This is a genomic window from Brytella acorum, assembly GCF_029309905.1.
In the GTDB taxonomy this organism is placed as follows: domain Bacteria; phylum Pseudomonadota; class Alphaproteobacteria; order Acetobacterales; family Acetobacteraceae; genus Brytella; species Brytella acorum.
In genome coordinates this window covers 569,207-585,489 of record NZ_JARBJP010000001.1, presented here as the reverse complement: position 1 = coordinate 585,489, position 16,283 = coordinate 569,207, and the positions used below count along the sequence as shown (strand labels likewise).

Sequence of the window (16,283 nt, the reverse complement as noted above, 5' to 3'; positions counted from 1 at the left end):
CGGGCATTTGCATGGCAAGTGCATCGACAGCTTCATGTCAGAAGCGCACCTGTTATCGCGCAGGGTGGTTTTAAAGACAGTTCGTGCCATCATATTTGGAGCCCTAAGCTCACAATTCAGGACGGGCTGCCGCCTCCTTCGCCAATATGGAGTGCGTGTCCGGCAATCGAAGAGGAGACGCCCCATGAGCCTCATTCCCACAGTTCCGCGCATGTGTTCAGGACAGAAACGTCCTGGCATGCTGGCCGTTGCAATGGTTCTGGCCATCAGTGCGCCTTCGGCTCTCGCAGCACCGAGCAACGCACCGTCAGCGGCGTCGGGTGACGCCAGAAAACCGCTTACACCGGCCCAGATGGTCGCGCTGCCTGACGGCGGCGCCCCGCCGCCCCCGGACGGCTACACGACGATCGACGATACGACAACGAGCCTTTACTCCTACAGCAACGTCGTGCGTCGTCGCGAGAATCCCGATCTGCCGGGCAATGAGGCACACCAGTCCACGAATATCCCCAATGACGCCCCCTCGCATTTTTCCATCTTTGGGATTCCGGTCAAATTTAACGCGCCTGTGAGACCTTCATATACGAACGGTGTTTACCATACTTATATGGGCGCGCCGGGAAATGGCGTGACGGATCTGAATGAGCAGGCTGATCCAGGCCATCCCTGAGGGCTTTCTTTCGCCGCCGCAGCCCGGAAATCAAAGAGGCACGATATCATGAACCCGCAGATCGAACGGAACGGCACCTCAAGCGTCAATCCGGCCACTGGCGAGACCTTCGCGTTCCACCCGTTTGTGCCCGACGGCGATCTCAAGGAATTGCTCGCCGACTCGCATACTCGGTTTATTGCATGGCGCGCGACCCCGTTGGCCGAGCGACTGGAGATCCTGCGTCGCTTTGCGGATGGTCTGCGCACGGAACGCGACGCCCTTGCGCGCGAAGCCACGCTTGAGATGGGCAAGACCATCGCCTCGGCCGGAGGAGAAATCGACAAATGCGCCGCCGTGATCGACTGGTATGTCGAGCGCGCGCCGCAGCTTCTGGCCGACAGACCCGTGCCGGTCCCATCGGGCAAGGCTCATCTCGCTTACGAGCCTCTCGGTGTCGTTCTCGGCGTGATGCCCTGGAACTTCCCCTACTGGCAGATCCTCCGCGCAGCCGTGCCGATCACCACAGGCGGAAATTTCTTTCTCGTCAAACCCGCTGAAAATACGATGGGCTGCGGTGCCCTTCTTCAGAAACTCGCGGAAAAGACTGGTTTTTCCCGCGCTTTCGCTGTCGCCAACCTCACGAAAGAACAATGCGCCACAGCCCTTGCTGATACGCGGATCGTAGGCGTCAGCGTGACCGGGAGCGTGCGCGCCGGTCAGGCCCTTGCACAACTGGCAGGACGCAACATCAAGAAATCGGTCCTCGAACTCGGGGGCGCCGATCCTTTCATCGTGCTGGCGGACGCTGATCTCGATGTCACGGTCAAAGCGGCGGTTTCATCTCGTTTCAGCAACTGTGGTCAGGTCTGTATCGCCGCCAAGCGAATCATTGTCGAAGACAGCGTGCGAGACCGGTTCACCAGAGATTTCGTGGCGGCCGTGAAAGACCTTGAACCGCGGGATCCGATGGACGAAGGCTGTTTCATCGGACCGATGGCCCGTATCGACCTTCGGGACACCCTGCACAGACAGGTCGAGCACGCCCTGAGCGAGGGCGCCACCCTGCTTGCGGGAGGCTTTCCCCTCAATCGGCCTGGCGCCTGGTACCAGCCGACAGTACTTGGGAATATTACGCAGGGGATGACTCCCTTCACGGACGAGCTTTTCGGTCCGGTCGCTTCGATCATCAGCGCTCGCAATGCCGATCATGCCATCGAGCTGGCCAATGACAGTCGTTACGGTCTATGCGCCAGCCTCTGGACACGGGATGAAGACCAGGCCACCCGGCTGGCGAGGCGGATCGAAGCGGGCGGCGTTTTCATCAACCGTATTTCCGCCTCCGATCCTCACCTGCCGATCGGTGGCATCAAGGAAAGCGGATTTGGACGGGAACTGACGGAGTGGGGTCTGTATGAGTTCATGAACGTCAAGACGGTCTGGCACGCCTGAAGACGCTTCCTGAAGATATCGCCTCAGGCGGCGGGCGGAAACCAGACCGAACAGCGCGTCCCCCGACCGGGCGCGCTGTCGATCGTCAGACGCCCTCCATGACGATCGACCACGTGCTTGACGATGGACAGGCCAAGGCCGGTGCCCTCGGGGCTCACTTTCCCTCGCTTCTCGACACGGTAGAACCGCTCGGTGAGCCTTGGAATATGGTCGGGCTCAATCCCTTCTCCATCATCCACGACCGCAAACACGACACCTCCCCGCTTCGAAGGCTGCGCCGAGAGCGTGATCGCGACGCCAGAGCCACCATATTTCACGGCATTTTCCGTGAGATTCAGGAGAACCTGCACGATCTGGTCCTCATCGGCCGGGAAAAAAATATCGTCTTCCGGTGCTTCGACGGTGAGGCTCGCATCGGCGTTCCGCATCATGACGCAGGTTTCTTCGAGAACCCGATCGGTTATGTCACCGGCTGACACCATCTGCTGCGGGCGGGTGTGTTCCAGCCTCTGGACGCGCGAGAGATAGAGAAGCCTGTCGATCAGACGCTGCATACGGGCCGCCTGACCCGCCATGATGGCAAGAAACTGCTGTTGGGCCGCCGGGTCGTTCGCCGCCGGTCCCTGGAGCGTTTCGATGAAACCCGTCAGAGACGCCAGAGGCGTCCGCAGCTCATGACTCGCATGCGCGACGAAATCCGTACGGATACGGTCTACGACGGCGGCCTCCGTATGATCGGCGAGGACCATCACCACGCCGTCAAAATCCCACCCGACAGCACGCATTGACTTTTCCCACCGCCGGAACGAAGCCCGCACAACGCGGCGCACCGGAACATCGAGTTCCAGGAGGGTCGTCTCGATCATTTCGCGTGGAAGTCCCGCAAGCACGGCCTGCGCGGCCGGATGCCGGACCACGGCGTTGATCGAATCGCCAAACAGCCCTTTCGCTGTCCGGTTGACATGCCGAAGATGACCTTCCATGTCGAGCAGCACGATGGGAACCGGGATCAGTTCCACAAGGGCAGATGGCAGCATGGGAGACGCAGCCACCGTGCGCCCATCCTCAACGAGCGACGTCGTCAGAAATTTCTTTTCATGGCCCTTCTGCCCTCGCCACGCACGGACCGCCCAGCCGATAACGAAGCTCCCGGCAACGAGCGCGATGTCCAGGAGCGTGTGCAAGGATCAGTAAGTATCGTCGAGCGAATAGCCCGCGGAGCGAACCGTGCGTATGTAGTCCGCCTCATCGTCGGCGTTCACAGCGCGTCTCAGACGACGGATATGCACGTCAATCGTGCGCAGCTCCACATGCATGTTCTCCCCCCAGATCCGCTGAAGCAGATCCTCACGGGAAAACACCCGTTTGGGATTGCGCATAAAGAATTCAAGCAGACGGAATTCCGTCGGGCCGAGCGTGACCAGACGCCCCGCCCTTTCCACGCGATGCGTCTCGGGATCCAGTCGCAGATCGGCGAAAGTCAGCAGGTCATAACTGACCTGAGTCCGGCGCAGGAGGGCCCGGAGACGCGCGTCCAGCGTTTCCACGCTGCAAGGCTTGACGATATAGTCGTCGGCGCCACCGTCCAGGCCGCGGATGCTGTCCTGCTCGTCGGAACGGGCCGTCAACATGATCACCGGCAGATCCCGCAACCTGGGCGTCGCACGAATGCGACGGCATAATTCGAGCCCGGAAAGACCGGGTAGCATCCAGTCCAGCACGGCCGCGTCGGGACGCGCCTGTTCGAGAGCCTGCAAAGCCGTTTCGCCGTCAGAAACCGCCGTGACTTCATAGCCGCGTTTTTCAAGGTTATAGCGCAACATGAGTTGAATGGCCGGATCGTCCTCGACGATCAGAACACGTGCGGCAGTCTGGTTCATCGCGTGACCGACGTTTCAGCGGCGTCGGAAGCAAGTCCTCCGCGTGGACGGTAGGCCGGGAGGTTTTCTCCCGTCACGGCGTAATAGACGCGTTCAGCGATATTCGTCGCGTGGTCCCCGATGCGCTCGAGGTTTTTGGCGATGAACAGAAGATGCGTGCACGGTCCGATATTACGCGGATCTTCCATCATGTAGGTCACCAGCGCACGGAACATGGCGGTGTAATATTCATCGACACCCTGATCGGACTGCCAGACTTCCAGCGCACGCTCCGGATCCTGCTGGCTGATCGCATCGATGGCGCGCCGCAGATTTTCCTGAACCAGCCGCCCCATGGCCGTCAGGCCGGAAAGCGAAATCCGGCTATCCGCGAGGTCGAAACGCGTACTGCGACGGGCAATCGAACTGGCATAATCGCCAATTCGCTCAAGGTCGCCCGTAATCTTGAGCGCCGCCACGATCTCACGCAGATCACTCGCCATAGGGCTGCGCAATGCCAGAAGACGGATGGCCAGCCCTTCGACATCCCGCTCGAGCGCGTCGACCTGTGGGTCCTGCCCAGGCGCAGCCCGGGCCGCATCTTCGTCCTGCGCGGTCACAGCGGCAATCGCCTGCGCGACCTGGCTTTCGACAATGCCGCCCATGCGGGTCATCATAGCCCGCAGCCGACTCAGTTCCTGCTCGTAGCTCTTGACGGTATGGACGCCTTCCGGAGCCATGGACTCAATCCTCCACTACGGGATTCAAGGTATTAAAAATCAGCCGAACCGGCCCGTAATATAGTCCTGCGTCTGCTTTTCGCGCGGATTGGTGAACATCCTGTCTGCCGCGTCCACCTCAACGAGCGTGCCGAGATAGAAGAACGCCACCTGATCTGCGCAGCGCGCGGCCTGCTGCATATTATGCGTCACGATCACGATCGTGAACTCCTGCTTGAGTTCGTCGAGAAGCTCCTCGATTCGGGCCGTCGAAATCGGGTCGAGCGCCGAGGTGGGTTCGTCCAGCAGGAGCATTTCCGGACGCGTCGCGATGCTGCGCGCGATGCACAGGCGCTGCTGCTGCCCGCCCGAGAGGCCGGCGGCGGGCGAACGAAGACGGTCTCGCACTTCCTTCCACAGCGCCACGCGCGTCAGAACATCCTCGACGCGCGTGTCCATCTCGGAACGCGACAGCTTTTCGTGCAGGCGCACGCCGAACGCGATATTATCGTAGATCGACATCGGAAAGGGTGTCGGCTTTTGGAAGACCATGCCGATGCGAGAGCGCAGAACGTTCAGATCCAGAGAGCGGTCAAGTATGTTGACGCCATCGAAAATGGCCTCCCCTTCCGCACGCTGCCCTGGATAAAGATCGTACATGCGGTTGAAGACACGCAGCAACGTGGATTTGCCACAGCCTGAGGGGCCAATCATCGCCGTCACACGCCGACGCTGATAGTCGATGCTGATATTTTTCAGCGCCTGATTGGTGCCGTAGTAGAAATTGAGATCGCGGACCTCAAGCGCCGTCGGCGGGGTCTCTGCAGCCGACGCCTGCGCATCAGCCGTCGGATCGGAAGTCTTGGGCATCATGCTCATACGGGTCATGAATCCTCAGCCCTTTCGGCTACGAATGCCGAAACGGACAACAATATTGATTGTCAGCACACCAACGGTCACAAGGAGCGCGCCTGTCCAACTCAAGGCCAACCAGTCATCATAGGGCTTGCCAGCGTATTGATAGATGGCCAGCGGAAGACTTGCCATGGGCTGCGCCAGGCTGAACGACCAGTTCTCATTGCCAAGCGATGTAAACAGCAGCGGTGCCGTCTCACCGCTCACACGTGCCACGGCCAGCAAAATACCCGTCAGAACCCCGACACGCGCTGAACGCAGGCAGAGGAAAACGACAACGCGCCACTTTTTCGCTCCGAGAGCCATTCCGGCTTCCCGCATCGCGGTCGGCACCAGCCGCAGCATGTCTTCGGTCGTGCGCACTATGATCGGCACGGCGAGAATAGCCAGGGCCACGGAACCCGCGAAGCCGGAGAAATGTCCGAACGGCGCCACCAGCACGAGATAGACGAACAGACCGATCAGGATCGACGGCGCGGAAAGCAGCACATCGGACACGAACCGGACAGTCGAAGCAAAGCGGCCCTTGCCACCATATTCAGATAGGTAAATCCCGCAACACAACCCAATAGGCGCGCCCATGAGAAGGGCCACCACGGTTTGAATGACACTCCCCACGATTGCATTCGCCAGGCCGCCATGACTGCCGGGCGGTCCCATAGGCCGGATCAGAGCCACCACGGAGAGTCCGGCGATCCCGTTCGACACGAGCGTCCAGAGAATGGACGCAAGCATCAGGATCGCGATGGCGGTCGCCACGAAACTCAGTCCGGTCGCCACGAGATCGATGGCCCGCCGACGTGCGGCGACCGGACTTTTGGCCCAGCCATTCGACTTCGTCACGGTGCCACTCATGCGCTTTTCTCCCTCAGCAGCCAGCGCGCGGCAATGAGAGACGCGAATGAAATCACAATCAGGATAAAGCCGAGCGCCATCAGGGCGGAAAGCTTCAGACTGCCTGCCGGACTCTCGGGAAATTCAAGCGCGATCAGAGAGGCGACAGTATTACGCGGTGCAAAGATCGACCAGCCGACCGAGTTCGAGTTGCCGATCACGAACGTCACGGCCATGGTTTCGCCGAGAGCACGTCCCATGCCAAGGACCACGCCGCCAATCATCCCGGTCCGCGACCAGGGCGCCACGATACGCCGCATGACCTCCCACCGTGTCGCGCCCAGACCGTAGGCACTCTCCTTGAGCATCGGCGGGATGGCCATGAAGACGTCCCGCATCACGGCCGTCATGAACGGCATGACCATGATCGCGAGCACCACGCCGCCTGTGAGCAAGCCACTGCCGAAAGCCGCGCCGTGCACGACCCAGCGCAACCCTGGCGTATGTCCGAAGACGTGCCTTGCGAAAGGCTGCACATGATGGGCGACAAAAGGCACCACCACCGCCAGACCCCACATCCCGAAGATAATAGACGGCACAGCGGCGAGCAGTTGCACGGCCGAGCCGACGAATTCCGCGACGGCTGGCGGTGCGATCGCCGTCAGCCAGAAAGCAGCCCCGAAAGCCAGGGGCAAGGCAATCGCGACCGCGATCAGCGTGGACACGACCGTGCCGAAGAGCGGCGCCAATGCGCCGTACTCGTTGCTGACTGGATTCCAGACATTGCTGACAACGAACTGCGGACCAAACGCCGCGAAAGCTTTCAATCCCCCTACGCCCATGGCGATCACGAGACCGCCAAGCACCAGGAGAACGAGCAGCGCACAGCCGGTTACAATCAACCGAAAAAGCCGGTCACCATGCCAGAAAGCCTCATCCGCCGCGCCAGGAATGGGGCTGACGTCCAGAGAAGGCTGCTCTGCAGGAATGCTTACCATACGTTTTACTCGATCCGCATCACACAGGAAACGAACGTGCTCTAGCGGCGCGAAGAAGAACAAACAACACTCGAACACCATCCCGGCATGAAGCTTTTATGACGGACCGAACGATATGGTCACAACGAAACCGTGCCTTTCGCAATGCGCGGCTCTTTCGCGGGTTGCCCTCACGCGGTTTTGCCTCGATAAAAGTTAAGAAGTGCTTCTTGACGCCGTTCGCCCGCGAAGCGCCATCGCAATCGTATGGGACCCGAAAAGGCCATGACATCTACCAACGCGACACATCGTTTCATAGGCTTTTTCGACGACTGCGAGGATGGCGTTGCCCGCGGCTGGGCCTTCGACAGACTGCCGCCTCACGCCGTCGCCAAACTTCATGTTCTGATCGACAATCAGGAAGTCGCGCAGATCCTTTGCGACGCGGAACGCCCGGACGTCGCAAACGCGCTCGGCCTCGGCAGCTCAAAGGTCGGATTTGAATTTCATATCCCGGATGCGTTCATCGACGGCGACAAACACACTATCGCGTTTCGTTTCTCTGACCGGCTGGCCGTTCCCTACTCGGCCGCGCCAGAAGGGGACGCCCCCAAGGATGTTCACACATTCGTCGGATATATCCGACCGACCTATCAAGGTTTCGTCGACGGTATCAAGCAGGGCGTGTTGCGCGGATGGGTCGTGCAAAGCCAGCGGGGTGGTCCCAAGATGGGCGGCGTCACCGTCGCGCTCAGCGCGAACGGGACCAATCTGGGACAGCTCAAAGCTGATCGTTACCGTGGGGACGTGGCGGCCGTTCTCGGATGCGATCCGAACTGCGGCTTCGAATACATCATCCCGCAACGCCTGCGCGGCTCGACGCCGCGTGAGTATCGCGTCGTCGTCATGCCCGAAAAGACGGAACTCGACGGGAGCCCGTTCGTAACGTCCATCGCCAACGACCAGCTCGAGACGCGTCTTGTCGACATCGCGGACACGATTGACGCCCTGCAGAAGGAACTGACACGTTTGCGGACTGAAATTCGCAATGTCATTCCCCAGCCCGGCTTCAATCTCGGTGATTATGACACCTGGGCCCGGCGCTACTATGCCGACCTTCGTTCCCGCGTATCCATCGCCCGCGAAGCCGCGCCTCTCAAAAGCAAGCCTCTCGTTTCGGTCCTCGTTCCGACTTACAAACCCCTCATGTCGGATTTCGAGGCGGCCATCCAATCCGTTATCGGCCAGACCTATCCGCACTGGGAACTGATCATCGTCGATGACGGTGCCAAATCGGCTGAAGTGGCTGAACGAATCAAGCAGTATGGCGAGCAGGATAGTCGTATCCGCGCCATCACCCTCAAAAAAAACCAGGGGATCGCCGGCGCCACGAATGCGGGCATGGAAGCCGCGACGGGCGAATATACTGTCTTCTTTGATCATGACGACCTCATGGTCGACGTCGCCCTCGAAGTGATGGTCCGCGCCGCCGAACGGACCGGCGCCCGCATGCTCTATTCCGACGAGGACAAGATCGACCAGGTCGGATATTTTTCGGCCCCAAATTTCAAGCCGGATTTCAATCACCGCTATCTTCTCGGCTGCAACTACATCTGCCATCTGACCATGATCGAAACCAGGGCCATGCGTGAGATCGGCCTTCTTCGTAAGGAATACGACGGCGCGCAGGATCATGACTTCGTCCTGCGCGCTTCGGAGCTTCTGAAGGCCGATGAAATCTACCATGTCCCGGAAATCCTGTATCATTGGCGCCTGACCCCGAACTCGACCGCCGTGCGTATCGACAACAAGCAATATGCCGTGGCCGCAGGCATTCAGGCGGTAAAGGACCACATCACGCGCCTCAAACTGAAGGCGGAGGTCTCTTCGATCGGCAATATGTCGATCTATCGCGTGCAGTGGAAATTCACCCGCAAGCCCAAAGTCTCCATCATCATCCCGTTCAAGGACCAGATCGAGACCACGCGGCGATGCGTCGAAGCCCTCATGGAGCATACTGATTACAGCAATTACGAAATTGTTCTGGTAGACAACTGGTCGGTGACTTTGGAAGCGACGTCCTTTACCAAGGCGTTCTCCAAACATCGCAACGTCCGCTTCGTCCGCGTCGAGGAGCCATTCAACTACTCACGTCTGAACAATCTGGCGGTCGAGACCTGCAAATCCGAGTTCTACATGTTCATGAACAACGATGTGTTCGTCGAAGACGGGAACTGGTTGCCAGCGCTGCTCGGCGAGGCGCTGGCCTCGCCGGATATCGGAGCCGTGGGCGCCAAGCTGCTCTACCCCAACGATACGATCCAGCATGCCGGTGTCGTCGTAGGAGCCGCGGGCGTGGGGGCTCATGTCCATCGGGGAGAGTCCGTGACGGATTACGGCTATATCGGGCGCACGCGCCTCTCCCATGAAATCACCGCCGTCACAGCCGCCGCCATGCTGGTTCGGGCCAATGTATTCCAGGAAATCGGCGGATTCGACGAAAAGGATCTCCAGGTCGCCTACAACGATGTGGATCTCTGCCTGAAGATCCGCGCCGCCGGATACAAGATCATTTTCGCAGCCGACGTTGTGGCCTATCACCACGAATCCCTGTCACGCGGCTCCGATCAGACGCCTGAGCAGGAAGGGCGCTTCTTCGCGGAGACGCAGATCATGCAGGATCGGTGGGGCGAACATGCACTTTACGTCCGCGACCCGGCCTATCCCCGTTTCTTCACGGTTGATCTCCAGCCCTTTTTTGACCTGATCGCGCCGGAAAAACTCACCGACCACCCGGTGTAACACGCCGGGATTTCGCTTCTTCCGCGACGCTCACCAACCAGATGAGAAAGCCTCCGATGGCCAGGGCGAAACCCACCCAGCCAACGGAGGTCCATCCGAGTCCCGCCGCGATCGCCAGCCCCCCAAGATACGGCCCCAATGCATTCGCGATATTGAAAGCGCTCTGGTTGAGGGCGGCCGCAAGTCCCTCGGCACCGACGGCCACTTCCAGCAGACGGGCCTGAACAACAGTTGCCAGCCCCCCTCCGCAGCCCATCATGAACACGATGAACCCAAGTTCATAGAGATGGTGGGAAGCACCGGAAAACCCTGCCATCGCCGTCGCCTCGACAAGGAGGACACCGCCGATCGTCGGCATCATCTTACGATCGGCGAGCCATCCGCAAACGAGCGTGCCGACAGTCAGCCCGGCGCCGAAAATTGCGAACATGACAGGTGTTGCCGGAACAGGAGCGTGCGTCACCTCCCGCATGATGGAGGCGAGATAGGTGTAGACACAGAACACGCTCCCGAAACCGACCGCACCGATTCCGAGTGTCAACCAGACCTGGCGATGACGCAGCGCATTGATTTCGTCGAGAATATTGGCCTCGGACCGCACGGCGTCCTTCGGAAGGAACACCATCACCAGCAGCACGGTGCACAGAGCCACGGTGGCGATCAGCACAAAGGCCCAACGCCAGCTTAGATATTGCCCGATGACACTCGCAAGCGGCACACCGGCGATCGTCGCAATCGTCAGTCCCAGGACCACTTTGGCGACAGCCTGAGAGCGCTGGTTCGGAGGAACACGGAACGAGGCCACAAGACCTGCGATCCCGAAATACGCGCCATGGGGCAGGCCGCTTACGAAACGACAGATCAGCAGAGCGTAATAACCCGGCACGATCGCCGTCAGGCCATTACCCACCGCGTAAAGCAGCATCATCCCAATCAACATGGTCTTGCGGGAAACACGGGAGCTCACCAGCGCGATGGCGGGCGCGCCAACACAGACCCCGACCGCGTAAGCGACGATCGCATGCCCCGCTTCAGGAACGGTGATGGAAAGCGCATGCGCAATCATGGGCACCAGCGTCATGGCGGCAAATTCCGCCGTTCCAATCGCGAAGCTCCCGAGACCCAGGGCAAAAAATACGGCTCGATTCGAAGATGCGCCGTTCGGCCTCTGCAACGTCATAGGATTCTCATGTCACTGCGGGTTGTCATTGATTCCATCGGCTTCGTTCGCGGCCGGACGGAATGCAAGAGACATTTGCGTTATCTCAATGAATTGCCCCGGAAGACCCTGGGGCAACGAAACCGTCGCGCCACGCAAAGATGACATCGTCTTTATCGGAATCTGACAGGCTTTTTAGCAGATGGGGAAAAAACCGCGACGTCGCCCTGTGCGTTGACCGAGCGACCCGCTTTCGAGCGACCCCGTCCTCTTTTTCGGAGATGCCCCATGGCAGCCCACACCCATAAAACCCAGAACGCTACGAAGACGAACGCCAAGGCCGTATCGATCGAAGTGCTCAATGCGCGGCTTGCCGATCTGATCGACCTCGCCCTGATCACCAAGCAGGCGCACTGGAACCTGAAGGGACCGCAGTTCATCGGCGTGCACGAGATGCTCGACGGTTTTCGTTCAGGGATCGACGACTACTCCGACATGGTTGCCGAGCGCGCCGTGCAACTGGGTGGCACGGCGTTCGGCACGGCGCAGTCCGTGAGCCAGTCCAGTTCCTGCAAGCCCTATCCGACCGATATCTATCGGATCGCCGATCACATCGCCGCCCTGATCGACCGCTACGCAGTAGTCGCGAACAACGTACGCGAAGCCATCGACATCACGGATGAGGCCGGTGACGCGGACACGGCCGATCTCTTCACCGAAGTTTCCCGCGCTCTCGACAAGAACCTCTGGTTCCTTGAAGCCCATGTTCAGGAGCCGACGGGCACACTGCGCGACGGCGACAAGGCTGGCGCCCGCTAAGCGCCTGCCGTTTCCCTGCCGGGAGAACCTCCGGCAGGGTGCGTGCGCGGGTCTCTGTCACCTCACGGTCGCGGGCCCGCCGCTTCCGGCCATGTCGTCCATGAACATGTAATCACGCGTGATCGGAAGAGCCGTCATCGACCGCGTCAGTTGAAGCTGAAAATTCATATGATCCTGGACGCGGAACGATAACTCCGCCCCCGTCAGGTAAAAATCAAACATCCTGTAAAAGCGCTCGTCATACATGGCGACAACTCTGTCATGCGCCGCAGCATAGCGTTCACGCCAGATCGCGATCGTTTTCGCGTAATGCAGGCGCAGGATTTCACAATCCGTCAGCCACAGTCCCGAGCGCTCGATGGAAGCCAGCGTTTCGCTGAGCGCCGGCGAATAACCTCCCGGGAAAATATATTTGCTGAGCCACGGATTGGTCGATCCAGGCCCGTCCATACGCCCGATGGAATGGAGCAGAGCGACACCATCCGGTTTCAGGCGATCCCGGACCACGCGAAAGAAGGTATCGTAGTTCCCGACGCCCACATGCTCGAACATGCCGACGGATACGATACGGTCGAACGCGCTGCGAACCTTGCGATAGTCACACAGTTCAAATTGAACCTGCTTTTCCAGACCTGCTTCGCGCGCCCGCCGACGCGACACCTCGAGCTGCTCTTTCGACAGGGTGATGCCCAGCACGCGGGCGCCGTAGTCTTTTGCGAGGGTAAGAGCCATCCCTCCCCAGCCCGACCCGATATCGAGCACTTCAAGGCCGGGACGGTCGAGCTTCAGCTTGGCCGCGATATGGCGCTTCTTCGCGATCTGCGCCTCATCGAGGGTCATGTCGGCATGCGTAAAATAAGCGCAGGAATACTGGCGATCCTGGTCGAGAAAGAGATCGTAGAGAGCGCCGCTCAGATCATAATGATGCGCGACATTGCGTATCGAGCGTCGCGCTCCGTTCCACTGCCGCAGACGACGCGTGACAAACCGAATCGCGCCTTCAAACCGGTTGAAGCTGTGACCTGTATCCTGAAGATTAACCATCAGAACACGAAGAAGCTGTTCGAGCGTACAACCGACCGGCTCGATCTCACCATTCATATAGCCCTCACCGAAGGCCAGGCCGGAATTGACGATCAGCGCCTGGAGCGCCTTCGCCGACCGGACATGCATGGCGGCTTTCTCACCCGGCCGCGTGCCCTTGTAATGTCGTTCGACGCCATCCGGCAAAATGACCGTCAGCGCGCCCTGCCGGATAAAGCGCTTCATGACCTGATCAAGAACAAATGGCATTTCTCGCTCCCTGCACGACGTTCATTCCCGCTCCACCAGAGCCGTCATGCGCTCTGGCAGGATCCTAACCCATGATTTTTCCTGGAAAAACCCGCAGGCCATCCACGATCCTGTGCGTGACACAGCTTTCCTGTAAAAGCCTCGTGCGACAGACACGACGACGCGTCAATTCCGTTCTCCCGTTGCCGAGCGTTCCGGTAACTGTCATTCAGACGCGATGAGCGACATGTCCGAGTTCGAGATCTTCCTGGCCACAGCGCCAGGGCTGGAGGCCACGCTTTGCGACGAGGTCCGCCTCAAAGGCTTCAAACGGCCACGAGCCGTACCCGGGGGTGTCACGATACGTGGCGGTTGGCCTGAAGTCTGGCGGGCCAATCTCTGGATCCGTGGCGCCACCCGCGTCCTCGCGCGTATCGATTCCTTTCGCGCGACGCATTTCGCCCAGCTCGATCAACTGGCTCATAAAACCCCCTGGAAGACCTTTCTGCGACCCGATATTCCTTTTCGGGTCGAAGCGACCTGTTCGGCGTCGCGCCTCTATCATGACGGCGCGGTCGCCCAGCGCGTCGCCACGGCAATCCGCGACGTGGCAGGCGCTCCAGAGGCGGAAACCGCCGATGTCATCGTCCGCGCCCGGGTCGATCACGACACGTGTACGCTGAGTGTCGATACATCCGGCGCCCTTCTCCACAGGCGCGGTCATAAGCAGGCCGTCAATCGGGCACCGCTTCGCGACACCCTGGCCGCGCTCTTCCTGCACCAGTGCGGCTATAACGGCAGCGAACCCGTATTCGACCCCCTGTGTGGTTCGGGAACATTTGTGATCGAAGCCGCTGAAATCGCCGCGCGCCTCAATCCCGGCCGCTCGCGCCATTTCGCGTTCGAACATCTGGCGACGTTCGATGCGGAAGCCTGGGCGCAGATGCGCGCCGTCAAAAGCGAGCGGCCACCATCGGTTCATTTTTATGGCAGCGATCGCGACGCGGGCGCCATCGCCATGAGCAAGGCCAATGCGGAACGCGCTGGGGTCAGCCGTTTCACGACGTTTCGCCAATGCAGCATCAGCGATATCGAGCCCCCGGAAGGAAAGCCCGGTCTCGTCATCGCCAATCCCCCTTACGGAACCCGCATCGGCGATCCCGCAAAACTGGCGCCTCTTTATAATGCGCTGGGCCGGACATTGCGTGAACGCTTCCCGGCATGGCGCCTCGGACTGCTTACGACGGAGCCCGCGCTTGCCCATGCTACCGGGCTGACCTTTCTGCCGACGAGCGCGCCCGTGCCTCACGGCGGCCTGAAAGTGACACTCTATCGGACCCCGCCCCTGGCCTGATCCTCAGTTGGCCTGATTCCTGCGGTCTTTCGCAAAAAAAAGCCCTGCGGAGCGATGCTCTACAGGGCTTTTGTCTACCGGCTTCAGGAAGGAAGCGGATCAGACGTCCGGCGTCGTCTCGAGAGCCGGGGCCTCATCAGCCTCGTCCTCGCCCGTTTCGAGAACGTATTCGTCCTGTTCCTGGGCAACGGCTTCGCCGCGTGCCTGACGCTCGGATTCTTCCAGCGAGCGGGCCACGTTCACCGTCACCGGGATCGAAACTTCCGGATGCAGGTCGATGCGAGCCTCAACCAGACCCAGAATCTTGATCGGCTCTTCGAGCACGACCTGATTGCGACCGATCGTCAGGCCTGCGGCGGTCGCCGCTTCAGCGATGTCACGGGTCGTGACGGAGCCATACAGGCTGCCGCTATCACCCGCCTGGCGGATGATGACGACGGTCAGGCCGTGCATACGCTCGGCCAGACGCTCGGCCTCCTCGCGGCGCTTGATGTTCTGCGCTTCGAGCTGGACGCGGTCGTTCTCGAACCGTGCGCGATTCTGCGCATTCGCACGCAGCGCCTTGCCCTGCGGCAGCAGGAAATTGCGTGCATAGCCCGGCTTGACGCGGACGATGTCGCCCATCTGGCCCAGGTGCTGGACACGCTGGAGCAGGATGATTTCTGTCTGAGACATGCCGTCCTCCTCAGTTCACGACGTAAGGCAGCAGGGCCAGGAAGCGGGCGCGCTTGATGGCCTGAGCCAGTTCACGCTGCTTCTTGGCCGAAACGGCCGTGATGCGGCTCGGCACGATCTTGCCGCGCTCGGAGAGGAAGCGGCTCAGAAGGCGCACATCCTTATAGTCGATCTGCGGCGCGTTCGGGCCGGAGAACGGGCAGGACTTGCGACGACGATAGAACGGACGACGCGCGCCAACCGCAAGACGACGAGCAGCCGGATTGACTTCGATGGTCGTGGTTTCGGACATGTCTCTTACTCCGCTTCCGCTTCGACGCCATCGTGCTCACGCGCACGATATTCCTCACGGTCGTTGTCACGACGGCTGCCGCCACGGCCGCTGTCGAAACGGCCAGCCGGCTTGCCGCCAGCGCCACCGCGGGGGCCACGATCGCCACGGTCATCGCTCTTGCGCGACATCACGGGCGAGGGATTCTCGTCGATCGCGTCAACACGCAGCGTCAGGACGCGCAGGACGTCTTCGTTCAGGCTCAGCTGGCGCTCAAGCTCGCGAATCTGGTCCGGGCGGGCGTTCAGGCCCAGCAGGACGTAATGACCCTTGCGGTTCTTCTTGATGCGGTAAGCCAGCGAGCGCAGGCCCCAGAATTCGCGCTTCTCGATCGAGCCGCCGTCCTGGGTGAGCAGGGTTTCGATCTCGGTCACGAGCGCTTCAACCTGCGCCTGCGACACGTCGTTACGTGCAATCAGCACGCTCTCGTACAGTGGCATTTTCTCTCCCTTCGGATAGGTTCAAC

Annotated in this window: 16 protein-coding genes; 5 read left to right on the top strand and 11 right to left on the bottom strand. The window is 60.4% G+C overall.

Translation table 11 applies throughout. From position 1 onward, the window contains the following. The first annotated feature begins 184 nt into the window (after positions 1–184). Complete coding sequence (locus PWM43_RS02580; RefSeq protein ID WP_289840993.1) at positions 185–670, top strand: hypothetical protein; 486 nt, start codon at positions 185–187, stop codon at positions 668–670. A gap of 48 nt (positions 671–718) precedes the next feature. Then, positions 719–2,101, top strand: coding sequence for an NAD-dependent succinate-semialdehyde dehydrogenase (locus tag PWM43_RS02575; protein ID WP_289840992.1), 1,383 nt, complete (start codon positions 719–721; stop codon positions 2,099–2,101). A 23-nt stretch (positions 2,102–2,124) separates the two neighbouring features. Here PWM43_RS02575 and PWM43_RS02570 read toward each other — a convergent pair whose 3' ends face one another. The 6 genes from PWM43_RS02570 to pstC are packed head-to-tail and all read right to left on the bottom strand — an operon-like array spanning position 2,125 to position 7,426. Then, positions 2,125–3,285, bottom strand: a complete 1,161-nt coding sequence (locus PWM43_RS02570) for a sensor histidine kinase (RefSeq protein ID WP_289840991.1) — start codon at positions 3,283–3,285, stop codon at positions 2,125–2,127. Between the two features lie 3 nt (positions 3,286–3,288). Then, positions 3,289–3,981: a phosphate regulon transcriptional regulator PhoB gene (gene phoB, locus PWM43_RS02565; protein WP_289840990.1), complete on the bottom strand. Its 693-nt coding sequence runs from the start codon at positions 3,979–3,981 to the stop codon at positions 3,289–3,291. Next, on the bottom strand, positions 3,978–4,700 hold the full coding sequence (gene phoU, locus PWM43_RS02560) for a phosphate signaling complex protein PhoU (RefSeq protein WP_289840989.1): 723 nt from the start codon (positions 4,698–4,700) through the stop codon (positions 3,978–3,980). Before phoU ends, phoB begins: the two co-directional genes overlap by 4 nt. 39 nt (positions 4,701–4,739) lie before the next feature. After that, a complete protein-coding gene (gene pstB / locus PWM43_RS02555; RefSeq protein WP_394356022.1) occupies positions 4,740–5,558 on the bottom strand; it encodes a phosphate ABC transporter ATP-binding protein PstB in 819 nt (272 codons plus the stop codon). 15 nt (positions 5,559–5,573) lie between these two features. Next, positions 5,574–6,449 (bottom strand): phosphate ABC transporter permease PstA, encoded by an 876-nt coding sequence (gene pstA / locus PWM43_RS02550; RefSeq protein WP_289840988.1) that lies wholly within the window; start codon positions 6,447–6,449, stop codon positions 5,574–5,576. After that, positions 6,446–7,426 carry a phosphate ABC transporter permease subunit PstC gene (pstC, locus tag PWM43_RS02545; protein ID WP_289840987.1) on the bottom strand — a complete coding sequence of 327 codons (981 nt, stop codon included), beginning with the start codon at positions 7,424–7,426 and terminating at the stop codon, positions 6,446–6,448. The genes pstA and pstC overlap by 4 nt, the downstream gene beginning before the upstream one ends. Positions 7,427–7,690: 264 nt before the next feature. On the opposite strand from pstC, the gene PWM43_RS02540 reads away from it, so the two are divergent. Further along, on the top strand, positions 7,691–10,207 hold the full coding sequence (locus PWM43_RS02540; RefSeq protein ID WP_289840986.1) for a glycosyltransferase: 2,517 nt from the start codon (positions 7,691–7,693) through the stop codon (positions 10,205–10,207). Here PWM43_RS02540 and PWM43_RS02535 read toward each other — a convergent pair. Further along, positions 10,188–11,387 carry an MFS transporter gene (locus PWM43_RS02535; protein WP_289840985.1) on the bottom strand — a complete coding sequence of 400 codons (1,200 nt, stop codon included), beginning with the start codon at positions 11,385–11,387 and terminating at the stop codon, positions 10,188–10,190. The two genes, PWM43_RS02540 and PWM43_RS02535, sit on opposite strands and share 20 nt — an antisense overlap. 267 nt (positions 11,388–11,654) lie before the next feature. Here PWM43_RS02535 and dps point away from each other — a divergent pair, with 267 nt between their 5' ends. Then, positions 11,655–12,185, top strand: a complete 531-nt coding sequence (gene dps / locus PWM43_RS02530) for a DNA starvation/stationary phase protection protein Dps (RefSeq protein ID WP_289840984.1) — start codon at positions 11,655–11,657, stop codon at positions 12,183–12,185. Between the two features lie 57 nt (positions 12,186–12,242). Here dps and PWM43_RS02525 read toward each other — a convergent pair whose 3' ends face one another. Further along, positions 12,243–13,478, bottom strand: a complete 1,236-nt coding sequence (locus PWM43_RS02525; RefSeq protein WP_289840983.1) for an SAM-dependent methyltransferase — start codon at positions 13,476–13,478, stop codon at positions 12,243–12,245. A 217-nt stretch (positions 13,479–13,695) separates the two neighbouring features. Here PWM43_RS02525 and PWM43_RS02520 point away from each other — a divergent pair, with 217 nt between their 5' ends. Then, the gene (locus PWM43_RS02520) at positions 13,696–14,811 is read left to right on the top strand and encodes a THUMP domain-containing class I SAM-dependent RNA methyltransferase (protein ID WP_289840982.1); all 1,116 of its coding nucleotides are present in this window, start codon (positions 13,696–13,698) and stop codon (positions 14,809–14,811) included. Positions 14,812–14,910: 99 nt separating this feature from the next. Here PWM43_RS02520 and rplI read toward each other — a convergent pair whose 3' ends face one another. The 3 genes from rplI to rpsF are packed head-to-tail and all read right to left on the bottom strand — an operon-like array spanning position 14,911 to position 16,257. Beyond that, positions 14,911–15,486 carry a 50S ribosomal protein L9 gene (gene rplI / locus PWM43_RS02515; RefSeq protein WP_289840981.1) on the bottom strand — a complete coding sequence of 192 codons (576 nt, stop codon included), beginning with the start codon at positions 15,484–15,486 and terminating at the stop codon, positions 14,911–14,913. A 10-nt stretch (positions 15,487–15,496) separates the two neighbouring features. Beyond that, positions 15,497–15,778, bottom strand: coding sequence for a 30S ribosomal protein S18 (gene rpsR, locus PWM43_RS02510; RefSeq protein ID WP_289840980.1), 282 nt, complete (start codon positions 15,776–15,778; stop codon positions 15,497–15,499). Positions 15,779–15,783: 5 nt separating this feature from the next. After that, entirely contained in the window at positions 15,784–16,257 is a 474-nt protein-coding gene (gene rpsF, locus PWM43_RS02505; RefSeq protein WP_289840979.1) for a 30S ribosomal protein S6, read from the bottom strand. Positions 16,258–16,283: the final 26 nt, after the last annotated feature.